We start from the raw sequence: 25,284 nt of genomic DNA, 5'->3' as shown, positions 1-25,284 counted from the left end.
ATTCTCCATACCTCGCCTCATCAAGACAAAATGTTTCCAGGTAGTAGTTCCTGCGTCCGACCACCAAGACCACGGTGACGGGCGTCGAAATGTTCCGCAAGCTGCTGGACCAGGGCGAGGCGGGCGACAACATCGGCGCTCTTCTGCGCGGCACCAAGCGTGAAGACATCGAGCGCGGCCAGGTTCTGGCGGCTCCCGGTTCGATCACGCCGCACACCAAGTTCAAGGCCGAGGCCTACATTTTGACGAAGGAAGAAGGCGGTCGTCACACTCCGTTCTTCTCGAACTACCGTCCGCAGTTCTATTTCCGCACGACCGACGTGACGGGAACGATCAAGCTGCCGGAAGGCGTTGAAATGATCATGCCCGGCGACAATGTCGCGATGGAAGTCGATCTGATCGCCCCCATCGCCATGGACGAAGGCCTGCGTTTCGCCATCCGCGAGGGTGGCCGTACGGTCGGCGCCGGCGTCGTCGCCAAGATTATCGAATAGCTGGAATTGCCGCTTGGCCCGGGATTCGCTCCCGGCCATGCGGCGTCGGCCCTAGGAGTGTAGCTCAACTGGTAGAGCACCGGTCTCCAAAACCGGGGGTTGGGGGTTCGAGCCCCTCCACTCCTGCCAGTCGGCAGCAGCGCCAGAACAGTAGAGCTTAGACGAAAAGAGAGATGGCAAACATCACACCAGGCCAGTTCGTCCGGCAAGTCCGTCAGGAAACCAACAAGGTTACCTGGCCGTCGCGCAAGGAAACGTCGATTTCGACCGCGATGGTGTTCGTCATGGTCTTTCTGACGGCTATTTTCTTTTTCGTGGTTGATTTCATGATCTCGCAATTCGTGCGATTGATCTTCGGTTTGGGAGCGTGACGACCGTGGCGATGCGTTGGTACGTCATTCATGTCTATTCGGGCTTCGAAAAGAAGGTGGCCCAGTCCATCAAGGAGCAGGCCGAGCAGAAGGGCATGGCTTCGCTTTTCGATCAGGTCTTGGTGCCGGTCGAGGAAGTCGTCGAGGTGCGCCGCGGTTCCAAGGTGAACGCCGAGCGCAAGTTTTTTCCGGGCTATGTTCTGATCAAGATGGATCTGAACGACGACGCTTGGCACATGGTGAAGAATACGCCGAAGGTTACCGGTTTTCTGGGCGGGCGCGGACGGCCTTCGCCGATCACCGATGCCGAAGCCGAGCGCATCATGAAGCAGGTTCAAGAGGGCATCGAACGTCCGAAGCCCTCGATCAGTTTCGAGGTTGGCGAGCAGGTTCGCGTCAGCGACGGCCCGTTTACCTCGTTCAACGGTTTCGTCGAGGAAGTGGACGAAGACAAGGCAAGGCTCAAAGTGGCCGTGTCGATCTTCGGCCGCTCGACTCCGGTGGAGCTGGAATACTCCCAGGTCGAGAAGGTCTAGGAGCAAACAGCGCGGGAGGCTTGCCACGCCGCACCGCGCACACCCTGGGCTTCGGCCCATCTATCTGAGGTGGTACCATGGCAAAGAAGATTATTGGCTATATCAAACTGCAAATTCCGGCCGGCAAGGCCAACCCGTCGCCCCCCGTGGGTCCGGCGTTGGGCCAGCGCGGCTTGAACATCATGGAGTTCTGCAAGGCGTTCAATGCGGCGACCCAGCAGCTTGAACCCGGCATGCCCATTCCGGTGGTGATCACGGCCTTTTCCGACCGTACCTTCACCTTCATCACCAAGACGCCGCCCATCACCTACTTCCTGAAGAAGGCGGCGGGCATCCAGAAGGGCACGAAAACCCCTGGGCGCGGCGACAAGGTGGGCAAGGTGACGATGGAGCAAATCCGCGAAATCGCCGCCAAGAAAATGCAGGACCTCAATTGCACCGACGTCGAGGCGGCCAGCCGCATGATCGTCGGTTCTGCCCGCTCGATGGGCATGGAAGTGGTGGAGTAGGCCAATGGCTCTCGGAAAACGTACGAAGAAGGCCCAAGAGGGCATTGATCGCAACGCCTTCTACAAGGTCGATCAGGCGATCAAGATGATCAAGGCGCGGGCGACCGCCAAGTTCGACGAAACCATCGAGATCGCGCTCAATCTGGGCATCGATCCGCGTCACGCCGACCAGATGGTGCGCGGCGTCGTCGATCTTCCCAACGGCACCGGCAAGACGGTGCGCGTGGCCGTGTTCGCCAAGGGCGCCAAGGCCGACGAAGCCAGCAAGGCGGGCGCCGACATCGTGGGCGCCGACGACTTGGCCGAAAAGGTTCAGGCTGGCCAGATGGATTTCGACCGCGTCATCGCCACCCCCGACATGATGGGTTTGGTTGGCAAGCTGGGTAAGGTGCTGGGTCCGCGCGGCCTGATGCCCAATCCCAAGCTGGGCACTGTGACCATGAATGTCGGCGACGCCGTCAAGGCGGCCAAGGGCGGTCAGGTGCAGTTCCGCGCCGAGAAGACCGGCATCGTGCATGCCGGCATCGGCAAGGCCAGCTTCACCGAAGTGCAACTGGTCGAGAATGTGAAGTCCTTCGTGGATGCCATCAACAAGGCCAAGCCGCAGGGCGCCAAGGGCACGTACCTGAAGAAGGTGTCGCTGTCCTCGACCATGGGGCCGGGCGTCAAGCTGGACATTCCCAGCTTAAGCGGCGCCGCCTAAGGCAACAAGTTTCCATCAGCGCCGGTTCAGGCCGGTGCTGGCGGGGGAAGGATGCTTTCGGGCTTCCTTCCAAAACCTGTCCGAGACTGTGGGTATGCCCAATCGGGGGCATTCAAAGGGTGACCGCCCGCATAGACAGAGGCAAACCAACGTTCCCCCAAAGGGGTGCGGCTGGAACTTCTGGGACAGGCGAGCCGGGCCGAAAGGGCAAGTTCGCCCCTTTGGCCCTCGTCAGAGATGGACGGGACGGAGAAATCCGAAACGTCCAAATAAAGCGGAGACGTAAACCGTGGACCGGAACCAAAAGAAGCAACTGGTCGAACAACTGCACGGATCCTTCGCCGAGACCGGTCTGGTCGTCGTGACCCATTACATGGGACTCACGGTGGCTGAAATGACCGCTCTGCGGAGCAAGATGCGCGCGGCTGGGGCCAGCTTCAAGGTGACTAAGAATCGGCTTACGCGTCTCGCCTTGAAGGATACGGCGTACGATACGCTGGCCGATCTGTTCAAGGGTCCTACGGCGATTGCCTATTCGAAGGACCCTGTGGCAGCGGCCAAGATCGCCGTCGAATTCGCCAAGACCAATGAGAAGCTGGTGATCGTGGGCGGCGCCCTCGGAAGCAAGGTTCTGGGTGTGGAGGGCGTGAAAGCCCTGGCCACTCTGCCTTCGCTCGACGAGTTGCGCGGCAAGATCGTCGGCATGGTGCAGACGCCTGCGACCCGTATCGCTGGCGTTCTCCAGGCTCCGGCGGGTCAGCTCGCCCGGGTTCTCAAGGCCAAGGCAGATCAAGGCGCAGCCGCTTAAAAGCCAAACCGCAACAACCCAGAATTCAAGCTGCAATAAGGAGTTAGTAAAATGGCTGATCTTGCCAAGCTGGTTGACGAACTTTCGGCCCTCACCGTCCTCGAGGCGGCCGAGCTGTCGAAGATGCTGGAAGAAAAGTGGGGCGTTTCCGCCGCCGCTCCGGTGGCCGTTGCCGCCGCTGCCGGTCCGGCCGCCGCTCCGGTCGAAGAGAAGACCGAATTCACCGTCGTCCTGGTTGATGGCGGCGAGAAGAAGATCAACGTGATTAAGGAAGTCCGCGCCATCACCGGCCTTGGCCTCAAGGAAGCCAAGGATCTGGTCGAAGGCGCTCCCAAGGACGTCAAGGACGGCGTTTCGAAGGACGAGGCTGCCAAGCTGAAGAAGCAGTTGGAAGACGCTGGCGCCAAGGTCGAAGTCAAGTAAGACCTCGCTTTGCTGCTAGTAAGTACCTATCTCTGAACCCGGCGCCGAAGGGGGAAACCCCTTCGGCTTCCGGGCGTTTTCCGCCTTGAGAGTGCCCGGGCGGGAGATTGAAGTTCCTAACAGGGTGCTGGATTGACAGTTTGATGATAAGGAGCGGCAATGGCTAAGTCCTACACGGGTCGCAAGCGGATTCGCAAAAGTTTCGGACGGATTCCGTCCATCGCGCCCATGCCGAACCTGATCGAGGTGCAGAAAAGCTCCTACGATCGCTTTTTGCAAATGGACACGCCGCCCGAGAAGCGCGACGAATCCGGGCTGCAGGAAGTCTTCAAATCGGTCTTTCCGATCAAGGATTTTTCCGAGCGCGGCACGCTTGAATTCGTGCGCTACGAACTGGAAGCGCCGAAATACGACGTCGACGAGTGCCAGCAGCGCGGCATGACCTTTGCCGCTCCGTTGAAGGTGACCCTGCGTCTCGTCGTTTGGGACGTCGACGAGGAGACCGGCTCGCGCTCGATCCGCGACATCAAGGAGCAGGACGTGTACATGGGCGACATGCCGCTCATGACCGCCAACGGCACCTTCGTCATCAACGGCACCGAACGCGTCATCGTCTCGCAGATGCATCGCAGCCCCGGCGTCTTCTTCGACCACGACAAGGGCAAGACCCACAGCTCGGGCAAGTATCTGTTCGCGGCGCGCGTGATTCCCTATCGCGGCTCGTGGCTCGATTTCGAATTCGACGCCAAGGATTTGGTCTATGTGCGCATCGACCGCAGGCGCAAGCTGCCCGTGACCACGCTGCTCTACGCGCTGGATTCGGAAGAGACCGCCAAGATGCGCGCCAAGAAGGCCGCCGAAAGCCGCCCCTTCGACCTGACGCTCGCCAAGGGCATGTCCAGGGAAGAAATGCTGGGCTATTTCTACAACACCACGCTTTACAAGCGCGGCAAGAAAGGCTGGCGCACCACCTTCGAGCCTGAGCGCATGAAGGGCGTCAAGCTCACTCACGACTTGGTTGACGCCAAGTCGGGCAAGGTGATGGCCGAGGCCGGCACCAAGATGACGCTGCGCGTCGCCAAGAAGCTGAAGGAAGGCGGGCTTGACGAATACATGGTCACGCACGAGGACCTGATCGGCGTCTATGCGGCCAATGACCTGATCAACGAGAAGACCGGCGAAATCTTCGTCGAGGCGGGCGACGAGTTGACCGACGCCATCTTGAACGAGTTGGAAAAGGCGGGCATCACCGAACTGCCGGTGCTGGCCATCGACCACGTCAATGTCGGCGCCTATATGCGCAACACGCTGGCCGTGGACAAGAACACCTGTCGCGAAGAAGCGCTGATCGACATTTACCGCGTCATGCGTCCGGGCGAGCCGCCCACCTTGGAAACCGCCGAAGCGCTGTTCCAGGGCCTGTTCTTCGATTCCGAGCGTTACGACCTGTCGGCCGTGGGCCGCGTGAAGCTGAATGCTCGTTTGGGATTCTCGAACATTCCCGACACCATGCGCGTCCTGCGCAAGGACGATATCCTGGGCGTCATCAAGGTTCTGGTCGAACTGAAGGACGGCAAGGGCGAGATCGACGACATCGACAACCTGGGCAACCGTCGCGTTCGCTCGGTGGGCGAGTTGATGGAAAACCAGTACCGCCTGGGCCTGCTGCGCATGGAGCGCGCCATCCGCGAGCGCATGAGTTCGGTCGATATCGATACCGTGATGCCGCATGACCTGATCAACGCCAAGCCTGCGGCGGCCGCCGTGCGCGAGTTCTTCGGCTCGTCGCAGCTGTCGCAGTTCATGGATCAGACCAATCCGTTGTCGGAAATCACCCACAAGCGCCGCCTGTCGGCCCTGGGGCCGGGAGGTCTTACCCGCGAGCGCGCCGGTTTCGAAGTGCGCGACGTGCATCCCACCCATTACGGGCGCATTTGCCCGATTGAGACGCCGGAAGGTCCGAATATCGGCCTGATCAATTCGCTGGCCACCTTCGCCCGCGTCAATCAATACGGCTTCATCGAAACGCCGTACCGCAAGGTGACCGGCGGGCGCGTGACCGACGACGTGATCTATTTGTCGGCCATGGAAGAAAGCAAGTACACCATCGCCCAGGCCAATGCGGCGCTGGACGCCAAGGGCCACTTCACCGAGACCCTGGTCAGCTGCCGTCAAGGCGGCGAATTCCTGATGCTGCCGCCTTCGGAAATCACCTTGGCCGACGTCAGCCCCAAGCAGTTGGTTTCGGTGGCCGCCGCTCTCATTCCCTTCCTTGAGAACGACGACGCCAACCGCGCCCTGATGGGATCGAACATGCAGCGTCAGGCGGTTCCGCTTCTGCGCGCCGAAGCGCCCTTGGTCGGCACCGGCATGGAAGAAGCGGTGGCCAGGGATTCCGGCGCCGCCATCGCTGCCAAGCGTTCGGGCGTCATCGATCAGGTGGACGCCACCCGCATCGTGATCCGCGCCACCGAGGAGACCAGCGCCTCGGCCTCGGGCGTCGATATCTACAACCTGCTGAAGTTCCAGCGCTCGAACCAGAACACCTGCATCACGCAAAAGCCGCTGGTGAAGGTGGGCGACATCGTCAGTATGGGCGACATCATCGCCGACGGACCCTCGACCCAGTTGGGCGAGCTGGCCCTGGGCCGCAACGCCCTGGTCGCCTTCATGCCCTGGAACGGCTACAACTTCGAAGATTCGATCCTGATCAACGAGCGCATCGTGCGCGATGACGTCTTTACCTCGATCCATATCGAGGAATTCGAAGTCATGGCCCGCGACACCAAGCTGGGTCAGGAAGAAATCACCCGCGACATTCCCAACGTGGGCGAAGACGCGCTGAAGAACCTCGACGAAGCGGGCATCGTCTATATCGGCGCCGACGTCAAGCCGGGCGACATTCTGGTCGGCAAGGTGACGCCGAAGGGCGAAAGCCCGATGACGCCGGAAGAAAAGCTGCTGCGCGCCATCTTCGGCGAAAAGGCCTCCGACGTGCGCGACACCAGCTTGCGCGTGCCGCCGGGCGTCAACGGAACCATCGTCGAAGTTCGCGTCTTCTCGCGCCGCGGCGTTGAGAAGGACGAACGCGCTTTGGCCATCGAACGCGCCGACATTGAGCGTTTGGCCAAGGATCGCGACGACGAACGCGCCATTCTGGAACGCAGCTTCCATGTCCGCCTGCGCGAGCTGTTGCTCAACCAGACGGCGGGCGGCGGTTCCAAGCACGCCAAGCAGGGCACGCTGTTGGAAGAATCCGTGCTTGACGCCATGCCGCCCCATCAGTGGCGCCACATCACCGTGGCCGACGATGCGGCCATGAGCGAAGTGGAAGAGCTGAAGCGCGCCTTCGACGACAGCATCGACAAGCTGCAGGCCCGTTTCGAAAACAAGGTCGAGAAGCTGCAGCGCGGCGACGAGCTGCCTCCCGGCGTGATGAAGATGGTCAAGGTTTTCGTGGCTGTGAAGCGCAAGCTGCAGCCCGGCGACAAGATGGCCGGTCGTCACGGCAACAAGGGCGTCATTTCGCGCATTCTGCCCTCGGAGGACATGCCGCATCTGGAAGACGGAACGCCCGTCGATCTGGTGCTGAATCCCCTGGGCGTGCCTTCGCGCATGAATGTGGGCCAGATTCTGGAAACCCATCTCGGCTGGGCCTGCGCGGGCTTGGGCCGTGAAATCGGCCAACTGTGCGATCAGGTCAAGCGCGAGACGCAAAAGCCCGCCAGCCTTCGCGCTTGGTTGAAGGAAATGTACGGCGAGAAGGTCTTCAAGACCGACATCGCCAATCTTTCCGACGACGAAGTGATGGAACTGGCCGAAAACCTGCGGCCCGGCGTGCCCATCGCTTCGCCGGTGTTCGACGGCGCCCGCGAGTCCGACATCGTCACCATGCTGGAACGTGCCGGTCTTTCCTCGTCGGGGCAGGTGACCCTGACCGACGGACGTACCGGCATGCCCTTCGACCGCAAGGTGACGGTGGGCTACATCTACATGCTGAAACTGCACCATTTGGTGGACGACAAGATCCACGCCCGCTCGATCGGCCCCTACTCGCTGGTCACCCAGCAGCCCTTGGGCGGCAAGGCGCAGTTCGGCGGACAGCGTTTCGGCGAAATGGAGGTCTGGGCTTTGGAAGCCTATGGCGCCGCCTATACGCTGCAGGAAATGCTGACCGTCAAGTCGGACGACGTCTCGGGCCGTACCAAGGTCTACGAGGCCATCGTGCGTGGCGACGACAATTTCGAAGCCGGTATTCCGGAATCCTTCAACGTGCTGGTCAAGGAACTGCATTCTCTGGGGCTCAATGTCGAGCTGATCCAGAAAGAATTCTAAGCCCAAGGCCAGGAACGGAGTCGACACATGAACGAATTAATGAAGATTTTCGGCCAGGTCCGGGGCACGCAGAGCTTCGACCAAATGCAGATTTCGATCGCCAGCCCCGAGCGCATCCGCTCGTGGTCCTACGGCGAAATCAAGAAGCCGGAAACCATCAACTACCGCACCTTCAAGCCCGAGCGCGACGGCTTGTTCTGCGCCCGCATCTTCGGGCCGATCAAGGATTACGAATGCTTGTGCGGCAAGTACAAGCGCATGAAATATCGCGGCATCACCTGCGAGAAGTGCGGCGTTGAAGTCACGCTGGCCAAGGTTCGTCGCGAGCGCATGGGCCATATCGAACTGGCCAGCCCAGTCGCCCATATCTGGTTCCTGAAGTCCTTGCCGTCGCGCATCGGCCTTTTGGTCGACATGCCGCTCAAGGACCTCGAGCGCGTTCTGTATTTCGAGAATTACGTCGTGGTCGAACCCGGCCTGACGCCGCTTAAGCAGTTCGAGCTGATGAGCGAGGAACAGTATCAGAAGGCGCAGGAAGAATATGGCGATGACGCCTTCCAGGCGGGCATCGGCGCCGAAGCGCTGAAGATCATTCTGTCCGCTCTCGATCTCGAGCAGGAAAAGGAACAGGTTCGCGTCGATCTGCGCGAAACCTCGAGCGAGGCCAAGCGCAAGAAGCTGGTCAAGCGTTTGAAGCTGATCGAAGCCTTCTTGGAATCGGGTTCGAAGCCGGAATGGATGATCCTGGAAGTGATTCCGGTCATTCCGCCCGAGCTGCGCCCCTTGGTGCCGCTGGACGGCGGTCGTTTCGCCACCTCGGACTTGAACGACCTGTACCGTCGCGTCATCAACCGCAACAACCGCTTGAAGCGCCTGATCGAGTTGCGGGCACCCGACATCATCGTGCGCAACGAAAAGCGCATGCTGCAAGAAGCCGTCGACGCCCTATTTGACAACGGCAGGCGTGGCCGCGCCATCACCGGCGCCAACAAGCGCCCGCTGAAGTCGCTGGCCGACATGCTGAAGGGCAAGCAGGGTCGCTTCCGCCAGAACCTGTTGGGCAAGCGCGTCGATTACTCTGGCCGTTCGGTCATCGTGGTCGGCCCGGAACTGAAGCTGCATCAGTGCGGCCTGCCCAAGAAGATGGCGCTTGAACTGTTCAAGCCCTTCGTCTATTCGCGCCTCGAGCGCTATGGGCTGGCCACCACCATCAAGGCGGCCAAGCGCATGGTGGAAAAAGAGCGTCCCGAAGTGTGGGACATCTTGGAAGAGGTGATCCGCGAGCATCCCGTCATGCTCAACCGCGCTCCCACCTTGCACCGGTTGGGCATTCAGGCTTTCGAGCCGGTGCTGATCGAGGGCAAGGCCATTCAGCTGCATCCGCTGGTTTGCACCGCCTTCAACGCCGACTTCGACGGCGATCAGATGGCCGTGCACGTTCCGCTGAGCCTTGAGGCGCAGTTGGAAGCCCGCGTGCTGATGATGAGCACCAACAACATCCTGTCGCCCGCCAACGGCAAGCCGATTATCGTGCCCAGCCAGGATATCGTGCTGGGCATCTATTACATCACCCATGAGATTCCGGGCGATGTGGGCGAGAACATGGTGTTCACCGACATCGGCGAAATCCAGCACGCGCTGGACGCCAAGGCGGTGACCTTGCACGCCAAGGTGCGCGCCCGCTACCGCGGCGTCAATTCCGAGGGCAAGCCGATCACCGAGATCGTCACCACGACGCCCGGCCGCATGCTTTTGTCCGAAATTCTGCCCCGTAATCCCAACGTGCCGTTCAGCCTGATCAACCGTCTTCTCACGAAGAAGGACATCCAGAACGTCATCGACATCGTCTACCGCCATTGCGGCCAGAAAGAGACGGTGATCTTCGCCGACCGCCTGATGGCGCTGGGCTACAAGCACGCCTGCACCGCCGGCATCTCGTTCGGCAAGGACGACATGGTCGTGCCCGCCACCAAGACCAAGCTGGTGAACGACACCGAAGACCGCGTCAAGGAATTCGAGCAGCAGTATCAGGACGGTCTGATCACCCAAGGTGAAAAGTACAACAAGGTGGTTGACGCCTGGTCGCACTGCACCGAAAAGGTGGCCGAGGAGATGATGAAGGAAATCTCCAAGATCGAGCCGGGCAAGCCCATCAACTCGATCTACATGATGGCCCATTCGGGCGCTCGCGGTTCGGCGGCACAGATGAAGCAGCTGGCGGGCATGCGCGGCCTGATGGCCAAGCCCTCGGGCGAAATCATCGAGACGCCGATCATTTCGAACTTCAAGGAAGGCCTGTCGGTGCTCGAGTACTTCAACTCGACCCACGGCGCTCGCAAGGGCTTGGCCGACACCGCCTTGAAGACGGCGAATTCGGGTTATCTCACGCGCCGCTTGGTCGACGTTGCCCAAGACGCCATCATCACCGAACCCGATTGCGGCACCACCGAAGGCTTCACGGTTTCGGCCGTGGTCGAAGGCGGCGAAGTGATCGCCAGTTTGGGCGAACGCATCCTGGGCCGTTCGGCCTCGTTGGATATCGTTCATCCGGTGAGCGGCGAAGTGTTGGTGCCTGCCGCCCATCTGATCGACGAAGAGGCCGTCGAGCGCATCGAGGATTCGGGTCTTGAAATCGTCGGCATCCGTTCGGTGCTGACCTGCAAGAGCAAGACCGGCATCTGCGCCGCCTGCTATGGCCGCGATCTGGCCCGCGGCACGCCCGTCAACGCCGGCGAAGCGGTGGGCGTCATCGCCGCCCAGTCGATCGGCGAGCCGGGCACGCAGCTGACCATGCGTACCTTCCACATCGGCGGCGCCGCCCAGCGCGGCGCCGAGGCTTCGGCCATCGACACCAACTTTGACGCCAAGGCCACCTTCACCAACCTAAACGTGGTGAAGAACTCGGTCGGCAACACCATCGTGATGAGCCGCAATTGCGAACTCATCTTGCTCGACGCCACGTCGGGCCGCGAGCGTGCCCGCCACCGCGTGACCTACGGCGCCAAGCTGTTGGTCGAGCCGAACGCACAGGTCGTCAAGGGCGCCAAGATCCTGGAATGGGATCCGTACACCCTGCCCATCCTGACCGAGCGCGCGGGCATCGTGCATTACGAAGACTTGGTCGAAGGCGTTTCGATGCGCGAAGTGCTGGACGAAGCCACCGGCATCGCCAGCAAGGTGGTCATCGACTGGAAGCAGCAGCCCAAGGGCAACGAGTTGAAGCCCCGCATCGTGCTGAAGGACGCCAAGGGCCATGTCATCAAGTTGCCCAACGGCACCGAGGCCCGCTATTACATGTCGGTTGATACGATTTTGTCGGTCGACAACGGCCAGGAAATCAATGCCGGCGACGTGATCGCCAAGTTGCCGCGCGAAGGATCGAAGACTCGCGACATTACGGGCGGTCTGCCCCGCGTCGCCGAGCTGTTCGAAGCCCGTAAGCCCAAGGACTACGCCATCGTCGCGGAAATCGACGGGCGCATCGAATTCGGCAAGGACTACAAGTCCAAGCGCCGCGTTCTGGTGGTGCCCGAAGATGGCGAGGGCGTCGAGATCCTGGTGCCCAAGGGCAAGCACATCACCATCCAGGAAGGCGACTATGTGCGTCGCGGCGATCCTCTGACCGACGGCAACCCGGTTCCGCACGACATTCTGCGCGTGCTGGGCGTCGAGGCCTTGGCCGCCTATCTCATCAACGAGATTCAGGAGGTCTATCGTCTGCAGGGCGTGAAGATCAACGACAAGCACATCGAGGTGATCGTCCGCCAGATGTTGCAGAAGATCGAGATCCTGGAGCCAGGCGACACGACGATGCTGACCGGCGAGCAGGTCGACCGCTCCGACTACGCGGTCGAGAACGCCAAGACGGAAGCCGAAGGCGGACGTCCGGCCAGGGGCATCCCGGTTCTGCAGGGCATCACCAAGGCCAGCTTGCAGACGCACAGCTTCATCTCGGCGGCGTCGTTCCAAGAGACCACCCGCGTTCTGACCGAGGCCGCCGTCTCGGGCAAGATCGACGATCTGGTGGGCTTGAAGGAAAACGTCATCGTGGGTCGCTTGATCCCTGCCGGTACCGGCTCGGTCATGAACCGCTTGCGCGAAATCGCCGCCAAGCGCGACCGCGAGATGGCTGGAGGCACGCAAGAAGCGTTGCCGCCCGCAGCTCCTGCGGCCGAATAGGCTTCTTGTACGCATCAAGGCCCCCGGGATCGTGTGTCAACCTGTCCCGGGGGCCTTTTTTCTGAATATCGACTTGGTTTGAAAGAGTCCGACATGCACGCTTATCGCACCCATACCTGTGGCCAACTGCGCGAAACCGATGCGGGCAAGGATGTTCGCATTTCCGGCTGGGTGCATAAGAAGCGCGATCACGGCAATCTGCTGTTCGTTGATCTCAGGGACCATTACGGTCTGACGCAGTGCGTGGCCGATACGTCGGCTCCGGCATTCAAGATTCTGGAATCGCTGAAGCCGGAAAGCGTGGTCACGATTACCGGCAGCGTGGTCAAGCGTTCCGCCGATACGGTCAATCCCAAGCTGCCGACCGGCGCCATCGAAGTGGTGGCGAACGGCGTCGAGATACAGTCCATTGCCGACACGCTGCCCATGATGGTGGCGGGCGAGCAGGAATTTCCCGAGGACATGCGCCTGAAGTACCGCTTCCTCGATCTTCGCCGCGAGAAGATTCACGCCAATATGGTGTTGCGCTCGAACGTCATCGCCAGCTTGCGCCGACGCATGATCGAGCAGAATTTCACCGAATTCCAGACACCAATCCTGACCGCTTCGTCGCCGGAAGGGGCCAGGGATTATCTGGTGCCGTCGCGCATCCATCCCGGCAAGTTCTATGCACTGCCGCAAGCGCCTCAGCAGTTCAAGCAGTTGCTGATGGTGGCGGGCTTCGACCGCTATTTCCAGATTGCGCCCTGCTTTCGCGACGAGGATGGCCGTGCCGACCGCTCTCCAGGCGAATTCTATCAGCTCGATTTCGAGATGAGCTTTGTGACGCAAGACGACGTTTTCACCGCCATCGAGCCGGTGCTGGCCGGCGTGTTCGAGGAGTTCGGCCAGGGTCGCGCTGTCTGCAAGCCGCCCTTCGTGCGCATCGCCTTCGACGAGGCGATGATGAAATACGGTTCCGACAAACCCGACCTGCGCAATCCGTTGATCATCGCCGACGTGACGCAAGCCTTCCAAGGATCGGGCTTCGGCATTTTCGCCCGCGCCGTCGAGGCGGGTTCGGTGGTGCGCGCCATTCCGGCGCCTGGCGCGGCAACGAAACCCCGCAGCTTCTTCGACAAGCTCAACGACTGGGCGCGCGAGAATGGCGCCGCCGGTCTTGGCTATATCATTTTCGAGGCGGAAGGGGCCAAGGGACCCATCGCCAAGAATCTGGATGCCGACCGGTTGGCCAAGATCATGGCGCAGACGGGCGTCAAGGCGGGCGATGCCGTCTTCTTCGCCTGCGACAAGCCGCTGGCTGCCGCCAAGTTCGCGGGCGCCGTGCGCACCAAAATCTGCAACGAGCTTGAGCTGCTGGAACAAAACGTCTTCAAGTTCTGCTGGATCGTCGATTTCCCGATGTACGAACTGAACGAAGATACCGGCCTGATCGAATTCAGCCACAATCCTTTCTCGATGCCCCAGGGCGGCATGGATGCGCTTTTGAACCAGGACCCTTTGACCATCAAGGCCTATCAGTACGACATCGTCTGCAATGGCGTTGAATTGTCGTCGGGCGCCATCCGCAACCATCGTCCCGAGGTCATGCTGAAGGCTTTCGAAATCGCGGGTTACCCGGCCGAAGAGGTCGAGCGGCGCTTTGGCGGCATGCTGAACGCCTTCCGCTATGGAGCGCCCCCGCACGGCGGTTCGGCGCCCGGCATCGACCGCATCGTCATGCTGCTGGCCGACGAACCCAATATTCGCGAAGTGATTCTGTTCCCGATGAATCAGCAAGCGCAGGATCTGTTGATGCAAGCGCCCGCCGAGATCGACGACAAGCGCTTGAAGGAGTTGCACATCAAGCTCGACCTGCCCAAGAAGGCGATCAAGTCCTAGCTGAGTTTCGGAGACGGCCCGTGCCCAAGGAAAACCGGCGCATCCTATTTTCGACGGCCGAAGTGTTGCGGGCGCTGACGGAATATACCGCCTTGCACAACCGCCCGATGGGCAAGGGCGATGTGCTGTCGATGCTTTACGATCCCAAGGAGGACCCGGCTTTGGTCCTGATGATCAGCGGCGCCGACGGCCAGATCGAGAATCACAGCTTTCGTCTGGCCGAACTGGGGGCGGCGATCATCACATTCTGCCGCAGTCATAAAGTGCCGTTGCCGCATAAGGGAAAGAAGTCGCTGATCAAGGTGGAGGACGCCGTGGCCATCACCGTCGGTCATGAATGGGAGATCGGGTAGCGCAGGAACTACTACCTGGAAACATTTTGTCTTGATGAGGCGAGGTATGGAGAATGCTACAAGGGAAAGCACATCCTGGTCTTTGATCGAGGCGGTGGCGATAGCTTTTGTGCTTGGACTGGTATTGCTCGCGACATACGCGGCAAACGAATATCTCTCTAACGAGAATATCATGCGCCTTGCCGCAAGGGGGATGATCGCAGGAAAGAGCTATTCCTCCATCAAGCCGGAACGACCGAATATCGACGAGTACGTCAAAATTATGCCTCGAAAGGAGATTGTGGTACTCGGTTCAAGCCGCATGCTGCCAATTTCTGGTGACTCATTTCATGGACATAGCTTTGTTAACCTTGCGATGTCCCACGCCAGCTTTGAAGACTCTGCTGTCACTTACCACTTGCTATATGAAAGCAGGAAGCTGCCAGACTTGATCATTCTAACGTTCGAGGACTGGATCTTTAATAAGAACAACACACTCGTTCAGTGGCGTGATTGGGGAGATGCATTGGTGCGCGCCCAGGAGCGGATCGGTTTTTCTTCACGATCACTCCCATGCAGAAATCGAACAGTTTTGGTTTGTCTCGACGGTTTTTACGAAATCACGGAAGTGCTCAACCCGAAGGGAATTCAGCGGATTCTTGCACTCTTTATTGAAAAGGGTCATTTCCCGACCCACGAGTTTCTTGTTACAGAGAGTGAAGTCACAACAGTCGATACCGTTGGCTGGCAACCAGACAGATCGTATCAGTATGGGAACCGTAGCGTAGAGCAAGTAAGCGACAACATTCTAAAGTGGAAGCGCTCTGATGCCATGAAGGAAAGTTACAATCAAATTTACTACGCTGGTTTTACTGAGCTTGATGAATTGGCATTTGAAAACGTTGCAACGTTGGTCAAGAAGATTCAAGGGGACAATGTCAAGGTTGTTCTATTTTTTCCGCCAATGCACCCAAAGGCCTATGAGATTCAAAGTTCAGACCCAATGGGAAGGTTGGCGTTGGAAAGTGAGCGTAGACTTAAGTTGCTTGCCAAAGAAATGGACATTGCGGTTCTCGGCAGCAATGATCCGAAGGATTGCGATGCGGATCCGAATGGCTTTGTTGATGCCATACATCTGCGACTCAAGCCAATGCGGGAATGTCTAGAACGTTATCGGCCATTTTTTGACACGATGTCGGGACCGGCGATGGATAGGGTGCGTTAGCCATGCTTTTCCATACGGCCACGTTCACACTGTTTTTTACTGTAACTTTTGGTCTCTTTCTTGCGCTGCGCGGCGAGTTCAGAAAGGTAATGCTTTTGCTCGCCAGTTGGGTGTTTTATGGGTGGCTTGACTGGAGGTTTCTGGTCCTTATGGTTGGCTCAACCAGCGCAGATTATTGTCTTGGCCTTCTTATCGAGCGCAGCGGCAATGACAGACAACGCAAAATGACGCTGGCTTTCAGTGTGGCAATAAATCTCTTGTTCCTTTCCATTTTTAAGTACTACGATTTTTTTGCCTACAATGTTCAGGCGGCACTTGCGCAAGCTGGATTTACAGTTCACATATCACTTCTTAATTTTGCCCTTCCCGTTGGCATTTCATTCTACACATTTCAGAGCATGAGCTACGTTATCGACGTGTTCAGGCGTGAAATCAAAGCCACAAATAGCTTTCCTGACTATGCGCTGTTTGTATCCTTCTTTCCTCACCTTGTTGCAGGCCCCATCCAACGCGCCTCACATCTTCTGCCTCAGCTGTCGACTTTGAAAAACACAACATTGCCCAATGTTGTTGAGGGCGCGCATATTTTTCTTATCGGCATTTTTTATAAAGTTTACATGGCTGACAACCTTGCGAAGTTTGTTGATATGGTTTTCGAGGCTCCATATGCAGACGGTCTTTCTTCGCTATTAGCCACCTACTGTTTCGGTTTCCAAATATATGGTGATTTTGCCGGATACTCGCTCATGGCCATTGGAGCCGCAAAAATTCTAGGCATTAATCTAACTGACAATTTCAGAACGCCCTATCTGTCGTCGGGGGCGGTTGACTTCTGGAGAAGATGGCACATTGCCCTCTCGACGTGGTTTAGAGACTATCTCTATGTTCCTTTGGGCGGAAATCGGGTCACCAGTTCACGCATGTTTATCAACTTGATGTTGGTGATGCTGCTCTGCGGTCTTTGGCATGGAGCGGGATGGAACTATATCGTCTGGGGAGGGTTCCATGGACTGCTTATCGCCCTTGATCACTTTCTCCAACGCCGGAATATATCTGCCCCCCCATTTGTCAAATGGGCGGTCTGGACAAATTTAATTCTTATCGGCTGGCTGTTCTTCAGGGCACACGACATCCAGCAGGCTGTCAGCATGGTTACGGCGCTGGCTACAGATTTTCATCTGTCTTCGAAGTGGGGGGCGTCCTCATTCATTAAGGCGCTTTGTGTCTACGCGCTGCCGATTATGGTCATGGAATATTTTCTCCTACGAACAAATAGGAAATATTGGTTCGAAGGCATGTCTGCTACAGGTCGGTTTGCGGGCTTCTTCGGCTTATCTGTTTTCTGCCTGCTGTTTGGAAAATTTGACTCTCGAGCTTTTATTTATTTTGCGTTCTGATTTTGAGTATCCGGCTTCTGCTGGGTAGAGCTTATACCTCTATCTTCACCGGCTCGGGCGGGGCGTCTTGCCAGCGCAGGATATCCAACACGCGTCTGGCCCGCTCGATCGCTTCGGGATTGTTGGCCGAATAGCGTTCCTCGAATTCCACGCGCTGCTGCCAAATACTCACCATGTCCTTGGGCCGGTCGGGCTGGGCGTGCTCGCCGGTCAATTGCCCAATCGTCTTGTCGAAATCTGGATGCAACTCGGATGGAAAACCGACCATGCGGTATTCATCCCAGCTAAGCGTTCCGTCCATATACATGTTGTAGGCGAAGTCGGCCAATTCGCGGGGCGTCATGCTGCGCACATTGGCCCGCTCGCTGGGGGCGGGCAGCATCAACAGCCCGCTTTCCGTTTGCCTGATCTCCTGGGCCTTCTTGGACAGCTGAATCTCGACCGCCGGAGCGCCAGATGGCGTCGGCGCGGGCGGCGCCTGCGTCTGCTCGCCGGGCGTGCCCAGCCTGGGTTCCAGCCTGCTGTCTTCCTTGGCGCGCGGATCATCGCTTCTTGTTCTGCCGAACAAGGAAAAGTCCTTAAACAGCGATGTCTCAATGCCCAGCATAACTTCCCCGTTGGATAACGCCTAAGCCGCAGCCTCGCCCAAGGACAATCTGGGTTCCGAGCGGCGCTCGCGCTTGGTTGCGTACATCGCCTGATCGGCATCGATCAGAATCTGCTGATGCTCGTCCTCCGGCCCGTAGGCCTGAAGCCCGAAACTGGCGCGCAGCGAGATCAGATTGCCGTTCCAGATGATGCAGCTTGAATTGACGGCGCGCTCCAGCGTGCGGGCGCGCACTTCTCCGTTGCGCCAAGCGGTGTTGACCAGCAGCATGGCGAATTCGTCGCCGCCCAATCTGGCCACCGCGTCGGTGTCGCGGATCGAAGCCGCCAGCATGGCCGCCACATGGCGCAGCACTTCGTCGCCCGCCGCATGGCCGAAATTGTCGTTGACCGGCTTGAAGCCGTCCAGATCGATATAGACCAGCACGCCGCGCTCCTCGCGTCGGCGCGCTTCGGCCAGCGCCAGCTTTAAGCGGTTTTCGAAACCGCGGCGATTGTAAAGGCCGGTCAGTTCGTCGGTGTGGGCCAAACGCTCCAGAGCGTGAATGCGCTCTTGCTGTTGAACCAGGCGCTGTTTGGCCTCAAGGGCCACCGACAAAGCCAGATCGGCAAATCCTTTTCCCTCGGCCTCTTCGGCACTCAGGCCGGGGGCGCCAAAGCGCTTCAGATAGCGGGCGATGCGGTCGATATTCGTCACCAGTTCCTGCTCGCCATCCATAAGCAATCCCTCGGGCATGTCGCGCATGGTTTTTCTCCTTGAAGCCGGGTGGAGCCTTTCTGGCCCCGGATCAAGTCTGTCGCAAAGGACGTGCCAATAGAAAATCGTTATTTTACAGCATGATGTCGCCGCGTGGCTGGGCAATTTCTGCCGGGGCGACGGGGCGGGGCGGAATATTTGCCCCACCCCCTATGAAGGAAGGCAATCGGCGTTATAATGGAATTCGGCCCTCAGCTACCGAATTCGGCGGTTTGTTCTTTTATGTCCTATCTCAGCGCTTTTGCGATCCCAGCGTTTCTTTCCGCCGTCGTCTTTTGCCCGGCGGCCCTTTCCGCCGCCGATTTGGTTCCGCATGTGGCGGAATATGCGCTCAATCTCAAAACGGCCAAGCAGGGCAGCGGCGTCGTCGGGCTGAAAGGAACGATGAAATTCAGCTTCACCGATACCTGCGACGGCTGGGCGATCGAGAACAAAACCGTCATGAGCATGATGCAGGCGGAAGGCGATGAGATTCAGACCAAATGGAGCTTCGTGACCTGGGAAGCGAAGGATGGGCGCAATTACCGTTTCCGCGTCCTCAGTCTGCGCGACGGCGAGAAGGTTGAAGAGATCGAGGGCAGGGCGCAGCTGGAGGCCAATGGCGGTTCCGGCCAAGCCGTTCTGACGCGCCCCGAAAGCCAGACCATCCGCTTGCCCAAGGGAACCATGTTTCCGGCCGCCCACACCAAGCTGATGCTAAGCGAAGCCGCTTCGGGCAGGACCAGCCTGCAGCGCACGGTGTTCGACGGCTCTTCTCTCGACTCGCCGCAGGAAGTCAGCGTCCAGATCGGAAAATTGAAACCGGCGACAAAAGCCTCGGTCGGCGGCATGGCGGCAAATCCCTTGCTGGCCCGTCCATCCTGGCCGTCGCATTTGGCTTTCTTCAAGATCGGAGCCAAGGATGGGCTTCCGGCCTATGAAATCAGCCTGCGTTATTTCGACAACGGCATCGCCGACGAAGTGACCGAGGATTACGGCAATTTCACCGTGCGTTCGGAATTGACCAAGCTGGCGCCCTTGCCGCGCCCGGATTGTTGATCCGTTTTATTTCCCCATTCACCTTCACCCAAGGTCGTCATGTTCAGCGGTTCTCTTCAGTATGTCGTGCCGGCGCCTCCCGATCTGGGGGGCGCGTTGCAGATCTCCCCCGGCATCAAATGGCTGCGCCTGCCGTTGCCCTTCAAACTCGATCACATCAATCTGTGGCTGCTTGAAGACGGCGTCGGCTGGATGCTGGTCGATACCGGCATGAACGATCAGGCCACGCGCGATCTATGGGATGGGCCTTTGCTGGCGCATCTTGAGGGTAAGCCGGTCACGCGCATTCTGTGCACGCATATGCATCCCGATCATATGGGGCTGGCCGGGTATCTTTCGCCAATGTTTGGCGCCGAGGTCTGGGCGTCGCTGGCGGATTGGAGCTTCGGGCGACTTTTGGCGCGCGACGGCGGCGACGATTTCAACGCCGTGCATATCGATTTCTTCCAGCGCGCCGGTCTTGCCGGACCTGATCTGGACATGATCCGCGAGCGCGGAAATTCCTACGCCAAGCGCGCCATGGCGCCGCCGCCCTCGTTTCGCCGCCTGCTTGATGGCGCGAATTTATCCATCAACGGCGAGTCCTGGGAATTGATCGAAGGCAACGGCCATTCGCCGGAACATATGTGCCTGTTCAACCAAGACAGAAACATCCTGATTTCCGGCGATCAGATCCTTCCCAAGATCAGCCCCATCGTGGGCGTCTGGCCGCAAGAACCGATGGCCGATCCGTTGGATTTGTACATGAAGTCGTTGGACCGCTTCGACCCGCTTCCCGACGATGTACTGGTTTTGCCGTCGCATGGCCTGCCCTTCACGGGGCTGAAGATACGCCTGGCGCAGTTGCGCAGCCATCACGAACAGCGATTGGACGACACGAGGCGGGCGACGCAAGAACCCGCCACGGCGCGCCATGTTCTAAGCCAGCTCTTTCCCAGAGTGTCCGAACCCAACGATGTGGTGTTCGCCTGCACCGAAACCATCGCCCATCTCCATCGGCTGATGGCGACGGGCGAAATCCGCCGGGAAAGCGGTCCCGACGGCATCGACAGATATATGAGAAATTAGGCGGCGCAGTTGGTGGGGACAGGCTCTTCCTTGGGGGCGTCTGGAGCCATGCAGTACAGGCCATACAAGGTGCCGATCACCTCGCTCGCTTCATGTCCGTTCAGCGAATAAAAAATCGTCTGAGCGGCACGTCGCGTCTGCACCAGGCTGTCGCGGCGCAGGCGCGCCAGATGCTGCGACAGGGCTGATTGTGATAGGCCGATCAGTTTTTCCAATTGGCCCACCGATTTCTCGCCATTGGCAAGCTGACAAAGCACAAGCAAACGATGCTCGTTGCTCATGGCCTTCAGAAGGGTGCTGGCCCGGCGCGCGTTTTCCTGCATTTGATCAAGGTTCATAGTGACCTCTTCCTTTGATTGTTGAATATACGCTACCACTAATCCAGGACATTTCAATATATTTTTGTGGTGAATTATTTAATGCACAAAATATCATTGTATTTACCGGGGCGCCGATCTTGCCCCAAACTCTCGCTTAAGCTAAGCTCCGATGAAATAAGGAGAACCCACATGCGCCCTCGGCTTGCGCCGCTTGTCGTTCTTTTGGCTTTGCTTGGTATGACGCCAGCCTTGCAGGCGGCCGAGCTGATCACGGTTACGCTTGGCAAGGCGAAGGTGCTGCGACTCGACAAGCCCGCCGCCGTCATCATCCTGGCCAAGCCCGAGATTGCCGACGTGGTGCTGGAGACCAAGAAATTCCTGTTCATGATCGGGCGCATGGCGGGCGAGACCTCGCTGACCATTCTGGACGCCAACAGCAACGAAATTCTGGTTGCGACCTTGGCGGTGGTTCCCGAGGACGAACGGCATATCAGCATTCTGCGTCATTGCCGCGCCCAGGGCGGGGGCAATTGCGTGCCGGAAGAGACGCTGGCTTGCGCCAATGGGCGCTGTACGGTCGTTGAAACGCCGGGAACCGCCACCCAGACCACCGGCGGCGCCGGGGCTGGCGCGCCGAACTAAAATAATATGCCAGATGGCCTGTAAGCCGGGTTCTGTCCACGCCCTTGCGGGCGTTGGGTGACCATTCCTCTAGGGCGCCGATTGCCCGGCACCTCAAGCAGCCGACCCGGGCGGCGGTCGCGAAAACGGCGATTGCAGGCAAGCCTGCGTGCCGCCCCTATTTGGCCTTGCTCCCGGTGGGGTTTGCCCTGCCGCTTCTGTTGCCAGTTGCGCGGTGCGCTCTTACCGCACCTTTTCACCCTTACCGGTTCTAGAACCGGCGGTTCAGCTCTCTGTGGCACTTTCCCTGGGGTTGCCCCCGCCGGGCGTTACCCGGCACCGTGTTTCCGTGGAGCCCGGACTTTCCTCTCCCAGCTTGCGCTGGCAGCGGTCACCTGGCCATCTGGCACCCTATTCCTGAACCAGCTTCAGCAGCGCGTCAAGCAGGCCAGCGCATTGGGCGTCGGCGATGCCGTCGCAAACGCTGGGTCTGAAATGGCGCTGGAAGGCCAGGACGGCGGCATCGGGGTCGGAAATGTCGTAGCCGTAATGGGAAAGGTGGGGAATTGCGTGAACGGCTTGGCCGGGAGAAAAAGCCCAGGGCCACAGGCCGACGCCTTCTTTGGCTAGGCCGTGCCAGTCGAACAATTCGCCGGGGTCTTGTTTGCGCGTGGGTGCTATGTCGGCGTGCCCAACCACATTGCGCGGCGCAATTGGATGGGACGATAGAATCTGTTTCGACAAATCGATCAGCGCATCCATCTGCGCCTTGGGAAAGTCGCGATAGCCGAATTCGTGGCCGGGATTGACCAGTTCGACGCCGACCGAGCGGGCGTTGACGTCGCTGTGGCCCCGCCATGAGGAAACGCCCGCATGCCAAGCTCGCTTTTCTTCCAAGACAAGGCGGTGGATGAAGCCGTCCTCGCCGATCAGATAATGGGCGCTGACCTTGGCGGCGGGATCGCATAGGCGCTGCAAAGCCTCGTCCTTCGACTTCATGCCGGTGTAATGCAGCACCAGCATGTCGATGGGCAGACCCTGTGGCCTTTCGTCGAAATTGGGCGAGGGCGTTTCGATCAGCTTCATGCCGGTTTTCTTGCCGAGAGATATTGAATGAGCGCAACGCCCGACAAGGTGCAAACGGCCCCCATCGCCTTGTGCAGCCCGAACGGTTCGCCCAGAATCGCGATGCTGGACAAGATACCCAACACCGGGGCCAGAAGCGAGAAGGGAACGATGACGTTCACCGGATAGCGGCGCACCAACTGGTACCACAGGGAATGCGCCACGACCGAGGCGAAGATGGCGGTATAGGCCACCGCCCCCCAACCGATCCAAGTGGCGTTGGCCATTTTGTCGAACTGGCCGGTTTCGAAAATGGCCGACAGCGCCAGCAGTTGCGGCGCGCCCAGCAGGCAGACGCCGCCGGTGATCGCCAGCGGATGCATGCCGACGGTGCTTTTCATGACCATGGTGGACAAGGCGAACCCCAGCGCCGAAACGACGACCAGCGCCAGGCCGAAAAGCTCGATCCGTTGCGGCTCGCCCGCCAGCAGAACAACGCCCAGAAAGGCCAGGGCCATGCCTGCGAAACGCCCGATCCCCAGGCGCTCCTTGAACAGCAAGAATGCCAGCAGGGCGCTGAACGGCACCTGAAGCTGGATCACGATGGCGCTGGCGGCGGCGTCGATGCCTTGCAGCCCCACGAACAAAAGGCCGAAATGCACGACGCCCAGGGTGACGGACAACATGGCCAGGGTTTTCATCTGGCGCCAATGCGGGCGGTAAAAGGGGAGCAAGAGAGCGGCCACCAGGGCGAAGCGCAAGCCGGTCAGCAGCAATCCGTCCAATTCGCCCACGCCAACCTTGGCGACGACGAAGTTGAACCCCCAAATGGCCATGACCAGGGTGGCGAGAAGAAGATCGCGCAGCGACATGGAACTGGCGTACTCCCAATCAGCCCCTCTCGGCAAGAGGCTTATCGGATGCTATATAAGAGCGCATGACCCAGCCCCATACCCGCCACAGCCTGCTGGCCTATCTGCAAGAACTTGGGATCAAGGCCGAAACCTTCGACCATCCGCCCATCTTCACGGTGGCGGACGGCGAGGAGCATTGGCGGGGCATTCCCGGCACGCATTGCAAGAATCTGTTCTTGAAGGACGCCAAGGGGCAGATGTGGCTGGTGTCCACTCCGATCGCCCGCAAGGTTGATTTGAAGACTTTGCCTGATCGCATCGGCTCGGCCAGGATCAGTTTCGGTTCCGCCGACCGTTTGCGCGCCACCTTGTTCATCGAGCCGGGATCGGTCACCCCCTTCGCCCTGGCCAACGACCGCGAACGCAAAGTCGTCTGCGTGCTGGACCGCGCCATGATGGCCGATCCCCTGCTGGCTTTTCATCCTTTGGAGAATACCGCCACCACCGTTCTGCCGCCTGATGGATTGCTGGCTTTCCTGAAAGCGACCGGACATGCGCCCAAGCTGGTGAGCCTGTGAATTATCTGCTGCTGATCGTGCCGCCCCTGATGTGGGCGGGCAATGCGGTGATCAGCCGCGCCGTGCTGGCCGATGGTTCCATGCCGCCGATGGCGCTGTCCTTCTGGCGCTGGGCGCTGGCGGCGCTGATTTTAATTCTGATGACCAGGGCCTCCTTGCTGGCCGAATGGCCGAAGGTGAAGCGGCATTTTCCCTTCCTGATCTTCCTGGCCCTGTCGTCGGTGTCGGCCTACAACAGTCTGCTCTATCTGGCACTGGCCACCACGCCCGCCATCAATGCCATGATCGTGGCCTCCAGTCTGCCGGTGGTGACGATCCTGCTGTCCTGGGCTTGGCTGAAAGAACGTCCCAGCCTGCTGGCCTTGCTGGGGCTGGGCGTTTCCTTTGCCGGTCTGCTGGCGGTGATCGCCAGAGGAGACGTGGCAACCTTATTGAATTTCGCCTTTCAATCGGGCGATCTGTGGGTGCTGCTGGCGACCTTGTCCTGGGGCGTCTATTCGGTGGCCTTGCGCAAGCACCCTACCGGCATCAAGCCGCTGGTTCTGCTGACTTGGCTGGTGTTGATCGGAACGCCCTTTCTGCTGCCGCTGCATCTGGTCGAACTGGCCCAGGGCCAAGCGCCGCAATTGACCTGGGCCAATGCGGGCGCCGTCGTTTACGTGGCGATCTTCGCCTCGGTATTGGCTTATATCTGCTGGAACGAGGGGGTGACGCGCCTGGGTGCTGGCCTAGCCGGACAGTTCACCTATCTGACGCCTCTGTTCGCGGCCCTGTTGGCCGTCGTCTTCCTGGACGAGGATTTTCAGCTTTACCACGCGCTGGGGCTGTCGCTGATCTTCGCGGGCATTGGCCTAGCAAGCCTGAAGCGTGCCCGCTAATCAAGAAGCGCGTGGTCGAGAAGATCGAGGCTGGATGTTTGGTCCAAGGTTTCCTGATAGATCAGGCGTCCCGGATGTTTGTCGATTTCCATCTCGAAATACAGGTAGCTAAAAACTTCGTCGGCTTTTTCATCGGCCACCGGCACGCTTAGCACATCCACTTCCTGGATCACGTCGCGTCTGGCCGAAGCGCCGCGTCCGGAATAGGCGCTGGCCGAGGTGACGCCCAGCTTCTGGGCCAAGCTCTCGATCAGGTGCGAGGCCATGCCGCGCGGCACGACGCAGGTGATCAGCTTCGTTTCCATG

At 59.3% G+C, this 25,284-nt stretch carries 23 protein-coding genes, 1 tRNA gene, 1 other RNA gene and 1 pseudogene; 19 read left to right on the top strand and 7 right to left on the bottom strand.

Annotated features, from left to right (window positions below):
- Positions 1-50 precede the first annotated feature (50 nt).
- From tuf to HQL44_04170, 14 genes and pseudogenes are all read left to right on the top strand, one after another.
- Positions 51-494, top strand: a pseudogene (tuf, locus tag HQL44_04235) (elongation factor Tu).
- 53 nt (positions 495-547) lie between these two features.
- Positions 548-623, top strand: a tRNA-Trp gene (locus HQL44_04230).
- A gap of 44 nt (positions 624-667) precedes the next feature.
- Positions 668-865 (top strand): preprotein translocase subunit SecE, encoded by a 198-nt coding sequence (gene secE, locus HQL44_04225; protein MBF0267778.1) that lies wholly within the window; start codon positions 668-670, stop codon positions 863-865.
- Between the two features lie 5 nt (positions 866-870).
- A complete protein-coding gene (gene nusG, locus HQL44_04220; protein MBF0267777.1) occupies positions 871-1,401 on the top strand; it encodes a transcription termination/antitermination protein NusG in 531 nt (176 codons plus the stop codon).
- A 77-nt stretch (positions 1,402-1,478) separates the two neighbouring features.
- Complete coding sequence (gene rplK / locus HQL44_04215) at positions 1,479-1,910, top strand: 50S ribosomal protein L11 (GenBank protein ID MBF0267776.1); 432 nt, start codon at positions 1,479-1,481, stop codon at positions 1,908-1,910.
- Between the two features lie 4 nt (positions 1,911-1,914).
- Positions 1,915-2,613, top strand: coding sequence for a 50S ribosomal protein L1 (rplA, locus tag HQL44_04210; protein MBF0267775.1), 699 nt, complete (start codon positions 1,915-1,917; stop codon positions 2,611-2,613).
- A 289-nt stretch (positions 2,614-2,902) separates the two neighbouring features.
- Complete coding sequence (gene rplJ / locus HQL44_04205) at positions 2,903-3,421, top strand: 50S ribosomal protein L10 (GenBank protein MBF0267774.1); 519 nt, start codon at positions 2,903-2,905, stop codon at positions 3,419-3,421.
- Positions 3,422-3,472: 51 nt separating this feature from the next.
- Entirely contained in the window at positions 3,473-3,844 is a 372-nt protein-coding gene (gene rplL, locus HQL44_04200; protein ID MBF0267773.1) for a 50S ribosomal protein L7/L12, read from the top strand.
- Positions 3,845-4,003: 159 nt separating this feature from the next.
- Entirely contained in the window at positions 4,004-8,179 is a 4,176-nt protein-coding gene (rpoB, locus tag HQL44_04195) for a DNA-directed RNA polymerase subunit beta (protein ID MBF0267772.1), read from the top strand.
- A 27-nt stretch (positions 8,180-8,206) separates the two neighbouring features.
- On the top strand, positions 8,207-12,358 hold the full coding sequence (gene rpoC, locus HQL44_04190) for a DNA-directed RNA polymerase subunit beta' (GenBank protein MBF0267771.1): 4,152 nt from the start codon (positions 8,207-8,209) through the stop codon (positions 12,356-12,358).
- Between the two features lie 93 nt (positions 12,359-12,451).
- Complete coding sequence (gene aspS, locus HQL44_04185; GenBank protein ID MBF0267770.1) at positions 12,452-14,239, top strand: aspartate--tRNA ligase; 1,788 nt, start codon at positions 12,452-12,454, stop codon at positions 14,237-14,239.
- Positions 14,240-14,259: 20 nt separating this feature from the next.
- Entirely contained in the window at positions 14,260-14,592 is a 333-nt protein-coding gene (locus HQL44_04180; GenBank protein ID MBF0267769.1) for a hypothetical protein, read from the top strand.
- Between the two features lie 46 nt (positions 14,593-14,638).
- Positions 14,639-15,796 (top strand): hypothetical protein, encoded by a 1,158-nt coding sequence (locus HQL44_04175; protein ID MBF0267768.1) that lies wholly within the window; start codon positions 14,639-14,641, stop codon positions 15,794-15,796.
- A 2-nt stretch (positions 15,797-15,798) separates the two neighbouring features.
- Positions 15,799-17,193, top strand: coding sequence for an MBOAT family protein (locus HQL44_04170; protein MBF0267767.1), 1,395 nt, complete (start codon positions 15,799-15,801; stop codon positions 17,191-17,193).
- A gap of 31 nt (positions 17,194-17,224) precedes the next feature.
- Here the strand turns inward: HQL44_04170 and HQL44_04165 are convergent, their stop codons facing one another.
- Together HQL44_04165 and HQL44_04160 are read right to left on the bottom strand one after the other, a co-directional pair.
- A complete protein-coding gene (locus HQL44_04165; protein MBF0267766.1) occupies positions 17,225-17,761 on the bottom strand; it encodes a hypothetical protein in 537 nt (178 codons plus the stop codon).
- 60 nt (positions 17,762-17,821) lie between these two features.
- Entirely contained in the window at positions 17,822-18,517 is a 696-nt protein-coding gene (locus HQL44_04160; protein ID MBF0267765.1) for a GGDEF domain-containing protein, read from the bottom strand.
- Positions 18,518-18,778: 261 nt separating this feature from the next.
- On the opposite strand from HQL44_04160, the gene HQL44_04155 reads away from it, so the two are divergent.
- Together HQL44_04155 and HQL44_04150 are read left to right on the top strand one after the other, a co-directional pair.
- On the top strand, positions 18,779-19,594 hold the full coding sequence (locus HQL44_04155) for a cell envelope integrity EipB family protein (protein ID MBF0267764.1): 816 nt from the start codon (positions 18,779-18,781) through the stop codon (positions 19,592-19,594).
- 39 nt (positions 19,595-19,633) lie between these two features.
- Positions 19,634-20,662 (top strand): MBL fold metallo-hydrolase, encoded by a 1,029-nt coding sequence (locus HQL44_04150; protein MBF0267763.1) that lies wholly within the window; start codon positions 19,634-19,636, stop codon positions 20,660-20,662.
- Here the strand turns inward: HQL44_04150 and HQL44_04145 are convergent.
- Positions 20,659-21,000 carry a winged helix-turn-helix transcriptional regulator gene (locus HQL44_04145; GenBank protein ID MBF0267762.1) on the bottom strand — a complete coding sequence of 114 codons (342 nt, stop codon included), beginning with the start codon at positions 20,998-21,000 and terminating at the stop codon, positions 20,659-20,661. The two genes, HQL44_04150 and HQL44_04145, sit on opposite strands and share 4 nt — an antisense overlap.
- A gap of 171 nt (positions 21,001-21,171) precedes the next feature.
- Here HQL44_04145 and HQL44_04140 point away from each other — a divergent pair, with 171 nt between their 5' ends.
- Positions 21,172-21,624, top strand: coding sequence for a pilus assembly protein N-terminal domain-containing protein (locus tag HQL44_04140; GenBank protein ID MBF0267761.1), 453 nt, complete (start codon positions 21,172-21,174; stop codon positions 21,622-21,624).
- Positions 21,625-21,629: 5 nt separating this feature from the next.
- Here HQL44_04140 and rnpB read toward each other — a convergent pair.
- From rnpB to HQL44_04125, 3 genes are all read right to left on the bottom strand, one after another.
- Positions 21,630-22,010: RNase P RNA component class A (rnpB, locus tag HQL44_04135), an RNA gene on the bottom strand.
- 4 nt (positions 22,011-22,014) lie between these two features.
- Entirely contained in the window at positions 22,015-22,689 is a 675-nt protein-coding gene (locus tag HQL44_04130) for an N-acetylmuramoyl-L-alanine amidase (GenBank protein MBF0267760.1), read from the bottom strand.
- Positions 22,686-23,540 (bottom strand): EamA family transporter, encoded by an 855-nt coding sequence (locus HQL44_04125; protein MBF0267759.1) that lies wholly within the window; start codon positions 23,538-23,540, stop codon positions 22,686-22,688. The genes HQL44_04130 and HQL44_04125 overlap by 4 nt, the downstream gene beginning before the upstream one ends.
- A 65-nt stretch (positions 23,541-23,605) precedes the next feature.
- Here HQL44_04125 and HQL44_04120 point away from each other — a divergent pair, with 65 nt between their 5' ends.
- Together HQL44_04120 and HQL44_04115 are read left to right on the top strand one after the other, a co-directional pair.
- On the top strand, positions 23,606-24,100 hold the full coding sequence (locus HQL44_04120) for a prolyl-tRNA synthetase associated domain-containing protein (GenBank protein MBF0267758.1): 495 nt from the start codon (positions 23,606-23,608) through the stop codon (positions 24,098-24,100).
- A complete protein-coding gene (locus HQL44_04115; protein ID MBF0267757.1) occupies positions 24,097-24,978 on the top strand; it encodes a DMT family transporter in 882 nt (293 codons plus the stop codon). The genes HQL44_04120 and HQL44_04115 overlap by 4 nt, the downstream gene beginning before the upstream one ends.
- On the opposite strand, the gene HQL44_04110 is transcribed toward HQL44_04115, so the two are convergent.
- A complete protein-coding gene (locus tag HQL44_04110; GenBank protein ID MBF0267756.1) occupies positions 24,975-25,283 on the bottom strand; it encodes a hypothetical protein in 309 nt (102 codons plus the stop codon). The genes HQL44_04115 and HQL44_04110 overlap by 4 nt on opposite strands.
- Between the last annotated feature and the right edge of the window lies 1 nt (position 25,284).

This window comes from Alphaproteobacteria bacterium (assembly GCA_015231795.1).
GTDB lineage: Bacteria > Pseudomonadota > Alphaproteobacteria > Rhodospirillales > WMHbin7 > WMHbin7.
This window is presented reverse-complemented; position numbering and strand designations above follow the sequence as displayed.

Bases quoted from the DNA above. Each gene is read 5' to 3' on its own strand.
- secE (MBF0267778.1), top strand. From the start codon at position 668: ATGGCAAACATCACACCAGGCCAGTTCGTCCGGCAAGTCCGTCAGGAA.
- rplK (MBF0267776.1), top strand. From the start codon at position 1,479: ATGGCAAAGAAGATTATTGGCTATATCAAACTGCAAATTCCGGCCGGC.
- rplA (MBF0267775.1), top strand. From the start codon at position 1,915: ATGGCTCTCGGAAAACGTACGAAGAAGGCCCAAGAGGGCATTGATCGC.
- rplL (MBF0267773.1), top strand. From the start codon at position 3,473: ATGGCTGATCTTGCCAAGCTGGTTGACGAACTTTCGGCCCTCACCGTC.
- rpoB (MBF0267772.1), top strand. From the start codon at position 4,004: ATGGCTAAGTCCTACACGGGTCGCAAGCGGATTCGCAAAAGTTTCGGA.
- rpoC (MBF0267771.1), top strand. From the start codon at position 8,207: ATGAACGAATTAATGAAGATTTTCGGCCAGGTCCGGGGCACGCAGAGC.
- aspS (MBF0267770.1), top strand. From the start codon at position 12,452: ATGCACGCTTATCGCACCCATACCTGTGGCCAACTGCGCGAAACCGAT.
- HQL44_04175 (MBF0267768.1), top strand. From the start codon at position 14,639: ATGGAGAATGCTACAAGGGAAAGCACATCCTGGTCTTTGATCGAGGCG.
- HQL44_04170 (MBF0267767.1), top strand. From the start codon at position 15,799: ATGCTTTTCCATACGGCCACGTTCACACTGTTTTTTACTGTAACTTTT.
- HQL44_04160 (MBF0267765.1), bottom strand. From the start codon at position 18,517: ATGGATGGCGAGCAGGAACTGGTGACGAATATCGACCGCATCGCCCGC.
- HQL44_04155 (MBF0267764.1), top strand. From the start codon at position 18,779: ATGTCCTATCTCAGCGCTTTTGCGATCCCAGCGTTTCTTTCCGCCGTC.
- HQL44_04150 (MBF0267763.1), top strand. From the start codon at position 19,634: ATGTTCAGCGGTTCTCTTCAGTATGTCGTGCCGGCGCCTCCCGATCTG.
- HQL44_04145 (MBF0267762.1), bottom strand. From the start codon at position 21,000: ATGAACCTTGATCAAATGCAGGAAAACGCGCGCCGGGCCAGCACCCTT.
- HQL44_04140 (MBF0267761.1), top strand. From the start codon at position 21,172: ATGCGCCCTCGGCTTGCGCCGCTTGTCGTTCTTTTGGCTTTGCTTGGT.
- HQL44_04130 (MBF0267760.1), bottom strand. From the start codon at position 22,689: ATGAAGCTGATCGAAACGCCCTCGCCCAATTTCGACGAAAGGCCACAG.
- HQL44_04125 (MBF0267759.1), bottom strand. From the start codon at position 23,540: ATGTCGCTGCGCGATCTTCTTCTCGCCACCCTGGTCATGGCCATTTGG.
- HQL44_04120 (MBF0267758.1), top strand. From the start codon at position 23,606: ATGACCCAGCCCCATACCCGCCACAGCCTGCTGGCCTATCTGCAAGAA.
- HQL44_04110 (MBF0267756.1), bottom strand. From the start codon at position 25,283: ATGGAAACGAAGCTGATCACCTGCGTCGTGCCGCGCGGCATGGCCTCG.